This window comes from Stenotrophomonas sp. 1337 (genome assembly GCF_031455455.1).
GTDB lineage: Bacteria > Pseudomonadota > Gammaproteobacteria > Xanthomonadales > Xanthomonadaceae > Stenotrophomonas > Stenotrophomonas indicatrix.
In genome coordinates, this window is record NZ_JAVDSR010000001.1 from 596,138 (window position 1) to 610,051 (window position 13,914).

Below are 13,914 nucleotides of genomic sequence, written 5' to 3' on the forward strand. Positions count from 1 at the left end.
ATGGAAAGCACCGGGCACACGCTGTCCATCCGGGAGAAGCTCGGCTACAGCCTGGGCGACCTGGCCGCCAACCTGATCTTCCAGACGCTGATCACCTACCTCGCGTTCTTCTACACCGATGTGTATCGGCTGCCGCCCGCCACGGCCGCCACGATCATCTTCGTGATCGGCGTGCTCGGTGCCTTCGTGTTCACCCCGTTTATCGGCATCGCCGCCGATCGCACGGTCAGCCGCTGGGGCAAGTTCCGGCCGTGGATCCTGTGGACGGCGATTCCCTTCGGGGTGCTGTCACTGCTGGCCTTCAGCACCCCCGACCTGGCGCCGCGCGCCAAGGTCGTCTACGCCCTGGCCACGTACGGCCTGTTGATGCTCGTGTATGCGGCCAACAATCTGCCGTACTCGGCACTCAGTGGCGTGCTCACCGGCAGCATGGCCCAGCGCAACAGCCTGTCGGCCTACCGCTTCGTGGCGGTGATGATCGCGCAGTTCATCATCCAGGTCCTGCTGCTGCCGCTGGTGCTGATCCTCGGCGACGGCGACCGGGTGCTGGGCTTCGAGCGGGTCATGACGGTATTTGCGGTAGTGGGAACGGTGTTCTTCCTGATCACCTTCGCCACCACGCGCGAGCGCATCGTACCGGCGAAGGAACAGACTGCCGGGGTGCTGCAGGACCTGTCCGACCTGCTGCGCAACCGCCCGTGGAAGGTGATGCTGGCGCTGACCATCCTGGTCTTCATCAACCTGTCGCTGAAGGGCGGTACCTACGTCTACTACTTCCAGTACTACATGAGCGAGGCCGCCCTGGCGGGCTTCCTCGACAGCTCCGGCTTCAACCACTGCATCGGCGCCATCAATGCGGCACTCAGCGGTCTGGGCCTGGCCGGCTTCGCCTGGCCGAAGGATCCGGCAACCTCGGCCTTCAGCCTGTTCAACGCCTGCGGCATCGTCTGCATGATCCTGGGCATCGGCGTATCGCGCCGCCTGGCCGACCGTTTTGGCAAGCGTGATGTCTTTGGCGGTGCCTTGCTGGTGTCCACCGTGTTCCTGCTGGCGTTCTATTTCTTCCCGCCCACGGCGGTCGCCGTGGCCTTCGTTGCCTTCATGCTGCACGGGTTCTGCTACGGCATCACCATCCCGCTGCTGTGGGCGATGATCGCCGACGTCGCCGACTACTCCGAATGGAAGAACCATCGCCGTGCCACCGCCATCGTCTTCTCGGCGATGCTGTGTGGCCTGAAGATCGGGCTCAGCATCGGTGGCGCGCTGGTCGCTGGCATCCTCGCCCATCACGGCTACCAGGCAGGCGCACCGCAACAGCCGGAAGCCGTGGTGGATGGTATCCGTCTGACGGTGAGCGTGTACTGCTCCCTGCCGTTCCTGGCTGCAGTAGCGCTGCTTTTCCTCTACGAGATCAACAAGCGCATGGAGACCCGCATCGAGCAGGACCTGCAGTCGCGGCGCCAAGGCAGCGATCTGCAGCAACTGGCAGCACACGCCATCTCCCAGCCTCTGGTAAGCCACATCTACACGGCCGACCCTTCGGCCCATGTGTTCGAGGGGCGGCTGTACATCTATCCATCGCACGACATCGACAGCGGCGCACCCTTCGACGATGAGGGCGGCCACTTCGGCATGCAGGACTACCACGTGCTGCGGATGGACACGCCGGAGGGCGAGGCGACCGACTGCGGCGTGGCGCTGCATGTGCGCGACGTGCCCTGGGCCAGCCAGCAGATGTGGGCACCGGATGCCGCCTCCCGCAATGGCCGCTATTACCTGTACTTCCCGGCCAAGGACGCCCATGGCATGTTCCGCATCGGCGTTGCGGCGGCGGATCGGCCGGAGGGCCCGTTCACTCCAGAGCCCGAACCCATCGAGGGCGCGTACTCGATCGACCCGGCCGTGTTCGAGGACGACGACGGCACGCACTACCTCTGTTTCGGTGGCATCTGGGGTGGCCAGCTGCAGAAGTACCGCGACAACCGCTACGACCCGGCGCATGAAGAACCTGCCGGCGAGGCGCCGGCACTGGGCCCGCGTATCGGGCGACTGGATGCCGGCATGACCCGGCTTGCCGAACCCACCCGGGAGATCGTCATCCTGGACGAGCACGGGCAGCCGCTGCGCGCCGACGACCATGCCCGTCGCTTCTTCGAAGGACCGTGGCTGCACAAACACCAGGGCCGGTATTACCTGTCGTACTCCACTGGTGATACGCACCTGCTGTGCTATGCCACCAGCGACAGCCCGTACGGGCCGTTCACCTATCGCGGCGTGATCCTCACCCCCGTGGTGGGCTGGACCACCCATCACTCCATCTGTGCGTTCCAGGGGCGGTGGTACTTGTTCTATCACGACGCGTTGCTGTCCGGCGGGGTCACCCACCTGCGTTCGGTCAAGTGCACACCGCTGCACATGGAAGCAGACGGCAGCATCCGGACGATCCATCCCTATGGCACCTGAGCCGACTTCGCCCACGGATGATGCGCAGGCGGCACTGCCTGCCGGCCCACTGCACTGGTTGCGCGCAGGCAGGCTGGAGGTCGCGCTTGCACCGGAAGCCGGTGGGCGCATCGCCCAACTACGCTGTGACGGTGTGGACTGGCTCGTCAGCGAACATGAAGTAGGGCAGGCGGGCATTGCGTGGGGGTGCTATCCCATGCTGCCCTGGGCCGGGCGCATCCGGCACGGACGCTTCGCCTTCGAAGGCAGGCCCTATCAGCTGCCGGTGAACTTCGGAATGCACGCCATCCATGGCGTCGGCTTCTCACGGCCCTGGCGCATCGACCGCGTTGAACCGGACGGCGCCTCGTTGTCGCTGGACCTGCCTGAGGACGCCTATTGGCCCTTCGGGGGCAGGGCATCGCAGCATCTCCTCGTGCAACCCGACCGCCTGACGCTGCGCCTCGCGGTGCAGGCCGGTGCCATGGCAATGCCAGCCGTGCTTGGCTGGCATCCCTGGTTCCGCAAGCCGGATCGACTGCTGTTCGCACCCAGCGCGATGTACCCGCGCGACGGGGAGGGCATCGCCACCTTGCCCTGCGTGCAGCCAACGCAGGGGCCGTGGGATGACTGCTTCATCAACCAGACAGAAGTGACGCTGGTTGCCGCCGGCCAGCGGCTGCGGCTGAGCGCCGACACCGATCACTGGGTGGTCTACGACGGGGCGGCGCACGCCACCTGCGTGGAGCCGCAGACCGGCCCACCCGACGGATTCACGCTGGCGCCGACCCGGTTGCAGCCGGGACAACAGCTGGAACTGAACTTCGAGCTGCGTTGGGAGATCGACAGCGATGGCGATCTGGCTGGCGTCGACGCCAGCTGATCATCGCTTCCTCGCAGCGCCATGGAATCGTCCGCGGCAGCTCTGCCGTATCGAATGCCTGCCGGCCCTTCTGTTCTTCGCATCCGCCGGGCATGGCCCGGCGCTACCCATCTTTGCATCCGCCGGGAATGACCCGGCGTCACCCATGCGTCGCGTCCGCGTGCGTCGCGTCCGGTAGTGCCGGCCGCTGGCCGGCAACACGCGATCCGGCGCGCGCTTACAGCGCGCTCTGCGGGCGCACCTTCCGCAAGGAGGCCCGCCATGTCGCGTGGCACGCACCGTTGGCTTCAATTGGCCGTGCCTACCCGGTCGGATCGGGATCAGGCCGTTCGTAGTCGTCGGGCGCAGCTTTGGGGTCATCACCATCATCGGGCATGTCGTGCTCCTTCCATGTCGCTTTGTCATTCCTGAGCCTGTCCGGGGTATGGCTCTTTGACGCATCGTCCACGTCGGCGCCAGGGTTGAAAGGCAGGTCATCCCGCAGCTTCTTCTCGTTCACTGGAGTGTGCTCCTCGGGCGTGTTGATCAGCCTCTGCCACGGGGCGTTAACGCTGCAACACAGGCGGATGAAGGGCTGCCGCACGGCCCATCAACCCATGTGCGTAGCCTTGGCATGCGGCTGCGATGACAGCACTCCCTTGCCTCATTGACCTGTCGTTGACGCACAGATGTCAGACTCGCGCACAAAGGGGTGTCCGGGTGAATTGCAGGGGAGTGATCATCAGGAGAGCTGGCAATGCCGTTCTTCACTGATTCAACAGAAGTCGCCGTCGAGGGCGTCGGTGCGGCCCGGCGCATCGGCTGGATGCGCTTCGTGGGAAACGGCTTGGGCGCGCTTCCGATTGCCTCGATCATTCTGGAGCGTCAGGCGGATGCTGCCCTCTGGGTGCTGCTGTTGCTCAACGCCCTCGCATGGCCGGCGCTGGCGATGCTCCTGACACGTCGCGCCCGTGAGCCTGCAGCAGCGCAGTTCCGCTGCATGATCGTCGACTCTCTCTTTGGAGGCGCATGGATCGCCTTCATGGCCCTCAGCACGGTGCCCAGTGCGTTGTTTGCCGCGTTGCTGGTGGCCGACAAGATCGCCGCCGGCGGCATCCGCCTGGCAACGAGGGCAACCCTGGCCCTGGTGGTGGGGTTCGTCGCCACCTGGCTTGCCCTGGGCCTGCCTTATCACCCCATCACCTCGCAGCGCACGGTTGTCCTCAGCCTGCCTTTCCTGTTCGTCTACGGCATCGGGTTGAGCGTGCTGAGCTGGCGGCTGGCGCGCCGGGTGAAATCACAGAATCGCCAACTGCAGCGCCTGAGCCGGATGGATCCGTTGGTGGAGCTGGCCAACCGCGGCTTCCTGATCCAGCGCGCCCAGCAGGTGCTGCAGACGGGGCAGCACCACGGCGGCGACGCGTGCCTGCTGATGCTCGATGTTGATGATTTCAAGCGGATCAATGACTCGCATGGCCATCGTGCCGGCGATGAGGTGCTTCGCCGCATCGCGGTAGTGCTGCGTCAGCTGGCCCAGCCGGGTGACATGCCAGCGCGTCTGGGCGGTGATGAGTTCGCCGTCCTGCTGCGCCAGCGGATACCGGCAGAGGCCATGGATGTGGCCGAGCAGATAAGGCACTACCTGCAGGAGCCGGGTGCCCCTGAAACAGCCGATATCCAGTTCAGCGTCAGTATCGGTATCGCCGCAGCGGCTGGCACGGGCAGCGCAGAAGATTGGTTGGCGAAGGCGGACAAGGCGCTCTATCACGCAAAACGGCACGGCAAGAACACCGCAAGCTACGCCGAGTAATCTGCACCGGGGCGGTGTACTGACCAGGTGTCTGTGAGGTAGTTGCCGATCCTGGGCGCTGCGCTGGTCGCGATAGACGCGCCTGGCGTTCCAGCCCGCGCCTGATCAGAGCAGCAGCAGCGCCCCGATCAGCGCGGGCGGCATCACCAGCGCGCCCACACGCAGGAAGTCGAGCGCGCTGACATGCTCGCCTTCGCGGCGCAGCGCCACCAACCACAGCATGGTGGCCAGCGAGCCGGTCACCGACAGGTTCGGGCCCAGGTCCACGCCGATCAGCAACGCCGCGCGCGTCTGCGCCGGCAGCTCGGCCATCTGGCCCAGCGAGCCCGCAGCCAGGCCCACCGGCAGATTGTTGGCCACGTTGCTGAGCAGTGCGGCAGCGCCTCCGGCCAGCCAGCCCGCCTGATGCGGCGAGGTCTGCGCCAGCGCCTGCAGGTTGCTGGCCGCTGTCTGGATGACACCGGTCTGCGAAACCGCTTCAACCAGCACGAACAGGCCGGCCACCAGCGGCAGCACGCCCCAGGAGACGTGGCGCAACAGCGGCAGCGGGCTGCGGCGCTGGCGGATCGCCACCACCGCTACGCTCAGCGCGCCCGCACAGAACGTAGTCAGGCCCAATGGGCCGTTCAGTGCGGAGGTCACCAGCAGCACGGTGCCGGTGAACAACACACCCAGCGCACTCAGCCGGCCACCCTCGGTAAGCGGGCGATGCTCGGGCGACGCTGCCAACGGCTGCGCGATCTCGCGGCGATGCACCCAGCGCAGCACCAGATACGTGGCACCGATCGCGGCCAGCGAAGGCAGCGCGAACTGCGCCAGCCACTGCAGCAGCGGCGGCATGTGGTTGCCGTACACCACCAGGTTGGCCGGGTTGGAAATAGGCAGCACGAAGCTCGCCGCATTGGCGATGAACGCGCAGACAAACAGATAGGGCAGGGGGTTGGTGCGGGCCGCCTTGCACGCCGCATAGACCGCGGGCGTCAGCACCACCGCCGTGGCATCGTTGGACAGGAACACCGTCACCACCGTGCCGACCAGGAACACCAGGTCGAACAACCGCCGCCCCGAGCCGCCCGCATGCCGTACCGCATACAGCGCCAGCCAGTCGAACAGGCCCTCGCGCCGCGCCAGCTCGGCCAGCACCATCATGCCGACCAGGAACAGGTAGACATCCCGGCCTTCGGCAACCGCATGCCAGGTCGTGCCGAGCGACACCGCCCCAAGCAGCGGAAGCAGCGCGGCCGCGCCCAGCGCCCACACGTACTCCGGAATGCGGAACGGCCGGAACAGCAGGCCGACGGTGGCAACGGCCACGGCCGCCCAGATGATGAAGGGGGAACAGGAAGCGAGCATGGAGTGGGTGGGGTCTCAGCTGCACCGGCGCGAGCCAACAGCAACGCGCGCTACAGCGATGGCAAGTGCGAGAAAGTCGGCATCATACCGTGCCGGCTGCAGCGCCGGTCCCGCCAGCAAAGGGCTGTATCAAAACCCGACGTGCGCCCGATTGAAGGCGCATGCCATTGACCGTGACGCGTCACGGTAATATCGATTCCGGACATCCGCATCGCAAGGGTAGTGCCGGCCGCCGGCCGGCAAGACGCCAAGTGGCGCCGCCTCAACTACGGCTCGGTGGCCGCTACAAATGTCGGTGGGACAGGGACGCAGTGGACATGCTCCCGCATCATTCTGTGTCCATTTGATTCAGAGCAAATTCACCCGCAATGCAGCGTAATCCGGCCACCCGCCACCGCTCTTGGCCACCGTCGTATGCAGATGACTTCAGTGATTCACAGGAGATCTTCCGGTGGCTAAATACCTGTGGGCAGGAATACTCCTGACATCACTGCTCCCGGTTTCGGGCGCGGCGTTATCCTCGACTCTTCCTCGTATCGCAGTCTATCGTGGCGATGCGGGATGCGATGACTGCTCTGAGACCGTTCGACGCTCGATCGAAAAATCGGGAAAGTACCAGGTGGAATACGTCGGGTCGGATGAGCCGCTGGATGTTACATCTGAAAATCTGAAGCGCTTCGATCTCTACATTCAACCTGGTGGAGGCCAGAATATTCCAGCTGCTCTTCGTGCTCTAGGCAAGCAGCGTTCGAACGCCATCAGGGAGTACGTCGATCAGGGCGGCCACTACCTTGGCTTATGCATGGGCGCGTATCTGGCGGACGCGAACAATCTAGCGCTGATTGACGAGGAGTTGGATAGTGCCGTCAACCGTCCTGGCTTCCCAGTGCATTCGATTGTCGACGATTCCGTTGCCGTGGAGTGGCTTGGGCATCAAGATCAAATATTCTTCCAGGACGGCCCCTATTTCCCTGAATCTCCCTCTCCTGGGTTCAAGGCGCTTGGGCACTACAAGAATGGCGATATAAGCGCCGCCGCGTACCGCTATGGTTCGGGAAAAGTTGTTCTGACGGGTCCGCACCCTGAGGCCAGCCGAGCGTGGTTTGAACAAGCCGAAATTCCAGTCAACCAAATGCCAAGATCTGACGTGATGGGCAACATTCTGGCCGAGGCCCTGGCGCGATAGCGCTCATCACTCACACCCACTGCAACACGATGGACGTGCATATATATCCTGCATGCATTGGTCATATTCACTCCCGCGCTTCTTCCAGGATGGCCCGCAGGGTAGATTCCCCTGACAATCTGTCACGGAGTGACCCATGCAGACTCGCACGCGCCTTCGCACTCTGGTGCCCAGCTTCCCCTCCACACTGCTCTGGATAGCGGTCTCCCTCTGCGCCACGACCGCCATGGCCAACGAGCCACTGCAGATCGATTCGCAAGGCAGCTTCCTCGCTGGGGGCACGACCAAGAAGGAGTCTGGCACGTTCGATCCGTTGAAGCCCTCCAATCCGGATGGCCAGAGCTATCACGGCGATCACGTCTATGCCTTCTACCAGAAGCCGGTGAATGCGCGCACGTTGCCCATCGTGATGTGGCACGGTGCGGGCCAGTCTTCCAAGAGCTGGGAGACGACGGCCGATGGGCGTGAGGGCTTCCAGAACCTGTTCCTGCGTCGTCGTTTCGCTACCTACCTGATCGATCAACCACGGCGCGGCAAGGCCGGCCGAAGCATGGTCGAGGCGACGCTGAAGCCCGTGGCAGACGATCAGATGTGGTTCAACCAGTTCCGGATCGGCCTCTGGCCAAACTACTTCGGTGGCAGCCAGTTCCCGAAAGGGGAGGCCGCGCTTGACCAGTTCTTCCGTTCGGTCACGCCCAACACCGGCCCCTTCGACCTCGGTGTAGTGTCGGACGGGGTGGCCGCCGTGCTGCAGAAGACAGGGCCTGCGATCCTGTTTACCCATTCGCAGGCGGGCGGTCCTGGCTGGATGACGGCCATAAAAAGCCCCAACGTCCGCGCGATCGTCGCGTTCGAGCCTGGCAGCAGCTTCGTGTTCGCAAAGGACGATGCGCCGGCACCGATTCCCAGCGCGTTCGATACCGTCGCTCCCGCGCTGGTTTCGCCCGCGGAATTCAAGGCGCTGACCCGGATCCCGATTCTGGTGCTGTATGGCGACAACATCCCTGACAAGCCCGTTGACCTGCCGGCGCAGGACAGTTGGCGGGCCCGGTTGGAAATGGCCCGCGCCTGGCGTGATGCCGTCAATCGGCAGGGCGGTGATGTCACCCTGATCCATCTGCCGGAGATGGGAATCCGTGGCAACAGCCACTTCCTGTTCTCAGACCTCAACAACGTCCAGATCGCCGATCTGGTGAGTGAGTTCCTGCAGAAGAAGCATCTGGATCGTTGAGCCGGACCGCGCCCGTGCATGGATCGCGCCATGGAGTGTGGCGTCCTGGATGCTGCGCCGCTCGCCAATTCGTCATTCATATCATGCATGCATGAGTGATATCCGGCTGATGCTCTGTTTCCATGAGTGCACGGGCGTTAGGTTTATTCCTGAACCCCGCCAACGTCGGCCCGCAACACGCGCCGTCAGGGGTAACGTACAAACCCGGAGCACTTGAATGAAGCACATCGTGCACGTCACGCTGTTGGCGATGTCTCTCGGCTCGGCAGCAGGCAACGCCTCCGCTGCCGACTACACGCTCAACCCCTTCCAACTGGCCTACGAAGGTGCGATCACGCGCAATGTGCCCAGTGAGGTCAACATCCACTCGGTGTCCTATCCGCTGAATGGAATCGAGATCGCGGCAAACTTATACACGCCCGCCAATTTTGATGCCTCGCGGAAGTACCCGACCATCGTGGTTGCGCACCCCAATGGCGGGGTCAAAGAACAGGTGGCCGGCCTGTACGCGCAACGCCTGGCCCAACAGGGCTACATCGCCATTACCGCCGATGCGGCCTATCAGGGGGCAAGCGGTGGCCAGCCGCGCAGCGTGGACATGCCTTCCCACCGCATCGAGGACATCCACGGCATGGCGGACTTCATCAGTCGATTCCCCTGGGTGGACACCTCGCGCCTGGGCTTGCTCGGCATCTGTGGTGGCGGCGGCTACTCGCTGGCGGCCGCGCAGACCGACAAGCGCTTCAAGGCCGTCGCCACGATCAGCATGTTCAACTCTGGCCGAGTTCGCCGCAACGGTTATGCCGACTCGCAGCTGGACACCGTCCAGCAGCGCCTGCAGCAGGCTTCGCAGGCGCGCGCACAGCAGGCCGCCGGCGGCGAAGTGCTGTACTCCGGCGATGCCAACCTCAGCGACGAGCAGATCGCCAAGCTCCCCTTCGATCTGTATCGGCAGGGCTATGAGTACTACTGGAAGACGCATGCCCATCCCAATTCCACCTTCCGGTACACGACCAGCAGCCTGCTGGACCTGATGCGCTGGGACGCCACCAACCAGATCGAGCTGATCAACCAACCGCTGCTGATGATTGCCGGCAGCAAGGCGGACAGCCTTTACATGACCCAGGATGCCTTCGCCAAAGCAACCGGTACCATCGACAAGCAGCTGGTGCTGCTGGAGGGGGCCACGCACATCGAGACCTACTGGGTGCCGAAGTACGTGGATGCTGCCGTCGCCTCGCTCACCACGTTCTACACCCGGACGCTTGCACCATGACCACGCCTCGTAAATCACCCGCGCAGACGGCGCTGCTGGGCGCTGCATTGAGCGTGGCGGCACCGTTCGCCGGCGCCGGCGAAATGCCCATGCAGCAGATCACCCGGTCGGGAACACAATCGTCCGTTGCCGGTCCAGCAGAGACCTTCGTTGGCAAAGTACGCGTGGATCCGCTGTTCCCAGCGGACAAGGACGTGCAGGTCTCATCCGCATACGTCAGCTTCGAGCCGGGCGCGCGTTCGGCCTGGCACACCCATCCCGCCGGGCAGCGATTGGTGGTTACCTCCGGCGTTGGGCTGACCCAGGAATGGGGCAAGCCGGTGCAGCAGATACACGCCGGGGATGTGGTGGTGTGTCCGGCCGGGGTCAAGCATTGGCACGGCGCCGCGCCGCACAGCGCGATGACCCATCTCGCGGTAACCGGTGTGACCGATGGAAAATCGGTGGCCTGGCTGGAGCAGGTGAGTGATGACCAGTACCGCCAAGCGTCAGCAGGCATCGAGGCGCCCGTTGCCGGGCCGCTTTCGCCCAGGCAGCAGGCGATCCCGCTGATTGCGGCCGCTGCGGCCAGCAGTGACATGCCCCAGCTCAACGCCGCGTTGGTCCGGGGGCTGGACGCCGGCCTCACCGTGAGCGAGGCAAAGGAAGTGCTCGTGCAGCTGTATGCCTATGCGGGGTTCCCAAAGAGCCTCAACGCCCTGGGCGAACTGATGAACGTGGTGCGCAAACGCGAGGAGCAGGGTATCGCCACCGCACCCGGGAAGCCGCCCGCCGGGAAGGCCCCGGTAGGCGATGCACTGCGCGCCGTGGGTACCGCAAACCAGACGCGGATCTCCGGTGCCCCGGTGGCTGGCCCGGTCATGGACTTCGCGCCCATCATCAACCAGTTCCTGCAGACACATCTGTTCGGCGACATCTTCGAGCGCGACAACCTGGACTGGCAGAGCCGTGAACTTGCAACGGTTGGCGCGCTGGCGGCCATGCCTGGCGTGGAGGCGCAGTTGCGCTCGCACATGGCGGCCAGCCAGCGCGTGGGCCTCAGCCGCGCACAGTTGCAGCACCTGGCCCAGTTGCTCGCACATAGCGGATATGCGGCCGCATCTGACCGCGCAGTGCAGGCACTGGAACAGACCCCGGCACCGTCGCCATGACCGTGCCGCCGTTCAATCCCGATAGCGCAACGCATCACGCAGCACGGTGAACGCAGGCGATGACTGCCTGCGGCTGGGGTAATACAGGTGGTAGCCGGGGAAGGAGGGGCACCAGTCCTGCAGCACGTGGACCAGGGTGCCTGCCTGCACATGGGGGCGCACCAGATCCTCGGGCATGTACGCCAGCCCCAGGCCTTCCAGCGCAGCGCCCAGCCGCAGGGCGATGTTGTTGAACACCAACTGGCCTTCCACGCGTACTTTCAGCTCCTGGCCTTTCTTCTCGAACTCCCACGCGAAAATGCCACCGTGGGTCGGCAGGCGGATGGTGATGCAGTTGTGCCGAGTCAGGTCGTGCGGTGATTTCGGCTTCGGATGGCGCTGGAAATAGGCGGGCGATCCGACCACGGCCATGCGCAGGTCGGGCCCAACACGCACGGCAATCATGTCCTTGGCCACCTGCTCACCCATGCGGATACCGGCGTCGAAGCCCTCGGCCACGATGTCGGTCAGCCCGTAGTCGACAATCACCTCGATGTTCAGGTCGGGATTGGCCGGCAGCAGCTTGCCCAGTACCGGCTGCATCACGGTGAGCGCAGCGTGCTCACCTGCAGTGATGCGGAGGCGACCGGCGGGTTTGTCGCGGTACGCGTTGAGCTGGGCAAGCTCGCTATCGATCTCCTCGAAGCGCGGTGCAATCACCCGCAGCAACTGCTCTCCGGCCTCGGTCGGCGAAACGCTGCGGGTGGTCCGCGCAAGCAGGCGCACGCCCAGGCGTTCTTCCAGCTGGCGCATCGATCGGCTAAGGGCGGGTTGGGACATGCCCAGCTGGGCAGCAGCCCGGGTAAAACTGCGTTCCCGCGCCACCAGCGCGAACATGGCCAGCTGATCGTAATTCTCGACGCTCATTGATGCGTACCGGATATAAGCGATATCCGATTATGCCTCTGCAAGAATGTGTTTTGGGGGCGTAGATTGGCGCCATGACGATTCCAACCCCCAACCCTGGTCGCCGGGCAGTGGTCGCTGCCTTGGCTTCACTGCCGCTGGGATGTTCGGCCGCAGCGCCGCAGGAAGGCACGGCCGCTGGTCGATCAGGCGCACGGACAGTGGTTGCCTGCTTCTCACGTTCGGGCAACACCCGGGTGGTTGCCGGGCTCATTCATCGCAGCATGCCCAGCGACCTGTTCCAGGTAGAGCCTGCCATCGACTACCCGGCGGACTATCTTGAAACGGTAGCCAAGGCGCGACAGGAGCGCGACGACGGGGTAGAGCCTGCACTGCGCACCCGCATTGTCGACATTGATCGCTATGACACCGTGTACCTGGGCTTTCCAATCTGGGGCGAGACCGCGCCGCCGATCATTCGATCGCTGTTGTCGCAGCACGACATGAGTGGCAAGACCATCGTGCCGTTCATCACCCATGGCGGCTACGGCGTGGGCAGCAGCCTGCGCGTGCTCGCCCGCCATGCACCCAACGCACGCATCCTGGAGTCATTCGTGATGCAGGCCGACCAGGAGCGCAAAACCATGGAGAGCGTCAACGCCTGGTTGGCCACTCCGCACACTGCCCGATGAGGATTCAACCATGAAGTTCCGTACCCTTGGACAAGGCCTTGAAGTTTCCGCCCTCGGCCTGGGCTGCATGGGCATGAGTTCGGCATATGGCCCGGCCGCCGACAAGCAGGAGATGATCGCGCTGATCCGCACGGCGGTGGAGCGCGGCATCACCCACTTCGACACGGCCGAAGCCTACGGCCCCTTTGCCAACGAAGAACTGGTGGGCGAGGCACTGGCACCCGTTCGCGACCAGGTGGTGATCGCCACCAAGTTCGGCTTCGACATCGACCCGGTCACCGGTGCCCGCGGCGCAGGCACCAACAGCCAGCCTGCACACATCCGGGCAGCTGTCGAAGCCAGCCTGAAGCGGCTGCGCACCGAGCGCATCGACCTGCTGTACCAGCACCGTGTTGACCCGGCGGTGCCCATCGAAGAGGTTGCCGATACCGTGAAGGCGCTCATTGCAGAGGGCAAGGTCGCGCATTTCTGCCTGTCCGAAGCGGGTGCGCAGACAATCCGCAGGGCGCATGCAGTGCAGCCGCTGACGGCTGTGCAGAGCGAGTACTCACTGTTCTGGCGTGAGCCCGAAGCAGAGCTGCTTCCCCTGCTTGAGGAACTGGGCATTGGCTTCGTACCCTTCAGCCCGCTGGGTGCGGGCTTCCTGACGGGAAAGATCGACGAGCACACGCAGTTCGATGCAACGGATTTCCGCAATGCGGTGCCGCGCTTCTCCGCCGAATCACGCCGGGCCAACATGGCGTTGGTGGACGTGGTGAAGGCGATGGCTGCAGGGAAGGGCGCCACGCCGGCCCAGGTCGCGTTGGCTTGGCTGCTGGCACAGCGACCGTGGATTTCGCCGATCCCGGGCACGACCAAGCGCCATCGGCTGGATGAGAATCTGGGCGCAGTGGATCTGGTGCTGGATAAGGACGACCTGGCGAAAATCGATAACGAAATGGCGCAGATCAGCATCAGTGGCGCACGTCTGCCGGAGGCCGCATTGAAGATGACCGGCAAGTAGGCATTCCTGCATCGCCTTGCAGC

The 13,914-nt window shown here is 64.4% G+C and carries 12 protein-coding genes and 1 pseudogene; 10 read left to right on the forward strand and 3 right to left on the reverse strand.

From position 1 onward, the window contains the following. From J2X70_RS02705 to J2X70_RS02715, 3 genes and pseudogenes are all read left to right on the forward strand, one after another. Positions 1–1,473, forward strand: a pseudogene (locus J2X70_RS02705) (MFS transporter); the annotation flags it as partial. Then, positions 1,447–2,463 carry a glycoside hydrolase family 43 protein gene (locus J2X70_RS02710; protein ID WP_309909060.1) on the forward strand — a complete coding sequence of 339 codons (1,017 nt, stop codon included), beginning with the start codon at positions 1,447–1,449 and terminating at the stop codon, positions 2,461–2,463. The pseudogene J2X70_RS02705 and the gene J2X70_RS02710, both read left to right, overlap by 27 nt. Beyond that, positions 2,453–3,325, forward strand: coding sequence for an aldose epimerase (locus J2X70_RS02715; RefSeq protein ID WP_309908831.1), 873 nt, complete (start codon positions 2,453–2,455; stop codon positions 3,323–3,325). Before J2X70_RS02710 ends, J2X70_RS02715 begins: the two co-directional genes overlap by 11 nt. A 301-nt stretch (positions 3,326–3,626) precedes the next feature. Here J2X70_RS02715 and J2X70_RS02720 read toward each other — a convergent pair whose 3' ends face one another. Continuing rightward, entirely contained in the window at positions 3,627–3,809 is a 183-nt protein-coding gene (locus J2X70_RS02720) for a hypothetical protein (RefSeq protein ID WP_032974881.1), read from the reverse strand. A gap of 252 nt (positions 3,810–4,061) precedes the next feature. On the opposite strand from J2X70_RS02720, the gene J2X70_RS02725 reads away from it, so the two are divergent. Then, positions 4,062–5,114, forward strand: coding sequence for a sensor domain-containing diguanylate cyclase (locus tag J2X70_RS02725; RefSeq protein ID WP_309908832.1), 1,053 nt, complete (start codon positions 4,062–4,064; stop codon positions 5,112–5,114). 105 nt (positions 5,115–5,219) lie between these two features. Here the strand turns inward: J2X70_RS02725 and J2X70_RS02730 are convergent, their stop codons facing one another. Continuing rightward, positions 5,220–6,467 (reverse strand): arsenic transporter, encoded by a 1,248-nt coding sequence (locus tag J2X70_RS02730; protein ID WP_059064178.1) that lies wholly within the window; start codon positions 6,465–6,467, stop codon positions 5,220–5,222. Between the two features lie 451 nt (positions 6,468–6,918). Between J2X70_RS02730 and J2X70_RS02735 the strand changes: the two genes are divergently transcribed. From J2X70_RS02735 to J2X70_RS02750, 4 genes are all read left to right on the forward strand, one after another. Next, on the forward strand, positions 6,919–7,653 hold the full coding sequence (locus J2X70_RS02735; protein ID WP_154880358.1) for a BPL-N domain-containing protein: 735 nt from the start codon (positions 6,919–6,921) through the stop codon (positions 7,651–7,653). A gap of 136 nt (positions 7,654–7,789) precedes the next feature. Next, positions 7,790–8,884 (forward strand): alpha/beta fold hydrolase, encoded by a 1,095-nt coding sequence (locus J2X70_RS02740; RefSeq protein WP_309908833.1) that lies wholly within the window; start codon positions 7,790–7,792, stop codon positions 8,882–8,884. 217 nt (positions 8,885–9,101) lie between these two features. Next, positions 9,102–10,160, forward strand: a complete 1,059-nt coding sequence (locus tag J2X70_RS02745) for an alpha/beta hydrolase (protein WP_309908834.1) — start codon at positions 9,102–9,104, stop codon at positions 10,158–10,160. Further along, positions 10,157–11,311, forward strand: coding sequence for a carboxymuconolactone decarboxylase family protein (locus J2X70_RS02750; RefSeq protein WP_051562422.1), 1,155 nt, complete (start codon positions 10,157–10,159; stop codon positions 11,309–11,311). Before J2X70_RS02745 ends, J2X70_RS02750 begins: the two co-directional genes overlap by 4 nt. 12 nt (positions 11,312–11,323) lie before the next feature. On the opposite strand, the gene J2X70_RS02755 is transcribed toward J2X70_RS02750, so the two are convergent. Then, on the reverse strand, positions 11,324–12,217 hold the full coding sequence (locus J2X70_RS02755; RefSeq protein WP_025877180.1) for a LysR family transcriptional regulator: 894 nt from the start codon (positions 12,215–12,217) through the stop codon (positions 11,324–11,326). Between the two features lie 74 nt (positions 12,218–12,291). Between J2X70_RS02755 and J2X70_RS02760 the strand changes: the two genes are divergently transcribed. Then, entirely contained in the window at positions 12,292–12,888 is a 597-nt protein-coding gene (locus J2X70_RS02760) for a flavodoxin (RefSeq protein WP_309908835.1), read from the forward strand. 10 nt (positions 12,889–12,898) lie between these two features. Then, complete coding sequence (locus tag J2X70_RS02765; protein ID WP_309908836.1) at positions 12,899–13,891, forward strand: aldo/keto reductase; 993 nt, start codon at positions 12,899–12,901, stop codon at positions 13,889–13,891. The last annotated feature ends 23 nt before the right edge of the window (positions 13,892–13,914 follow it).

Excerpts from the sequence above, each read along its gene's own strand:
- J2X70_RS02745 (WP_309908834.1), top strand. The coding sequence starts at position 9,102 with ATGAAGCACATCGTGCACGTCACGCTGTTGGCGATGTCTCTCGGCTCG.
- J2X70_RS02725 (WP_309908832.1), top strand. The coding sequence starts at position 4,062 with ATGCCGTTCTTCACTGATTCAACAGAAGTCGCCGTCGAGGGCGTCGGT.
- J2X70_RS02755 (WP_025877180.1), bottom strand. The coding sequence starts at position 12,217 with ATGAGCGTCGAGAATTACGATCAGCTGGCCATGTTCGCGCTGGTGGCG.
- J2X70_RS02750 (WP_051562422.1), top strand. The coding sequence starts at position 10,157 with ATGACCACGCCTCGTAAATCACCCGCGCAGACGGCGCTGCTGGGCGCT.
- J2X70_RS02740 (WP_309908833.1), top strand. The coding sequence starts at position 7,790 with ATGCAGACTCGCACGCGCCTTCGCACTCTGGTGCCCAGCTTCCCCTCC.
- J2X70_RS02715 (WP_309908831.1), top strand. The coding sequence starts at position 2,453 with ATGGCACCTGAGCCGACTTCGCCCACGGATGATGCGCAGGCGGCACTG.
- J2X70_RS02765 (WP_309908836.1), top strand. The coding sequence starts at position 12,899 with ATGAAGTTCCGTACCCTTGGACAAGGCCTTGAAGTTTCCGCCCTCGGC.
- J2X70_RS02730 (WP_059064178.1), bottom strand. The coding sequence starts at position 6,467 with ATGCTCGCTTCCTGTTCCCCCTTCATCATCTGGGCGGCCGTGGCCGTT.
- J2X70_RS02760 (WP_309908835.1), top strand. The coding sequence starts at position 12,292 with ATGACGATTCCAACCCCCAACCCTGGTCGCCGGGCAGTGGTCGCTGCC.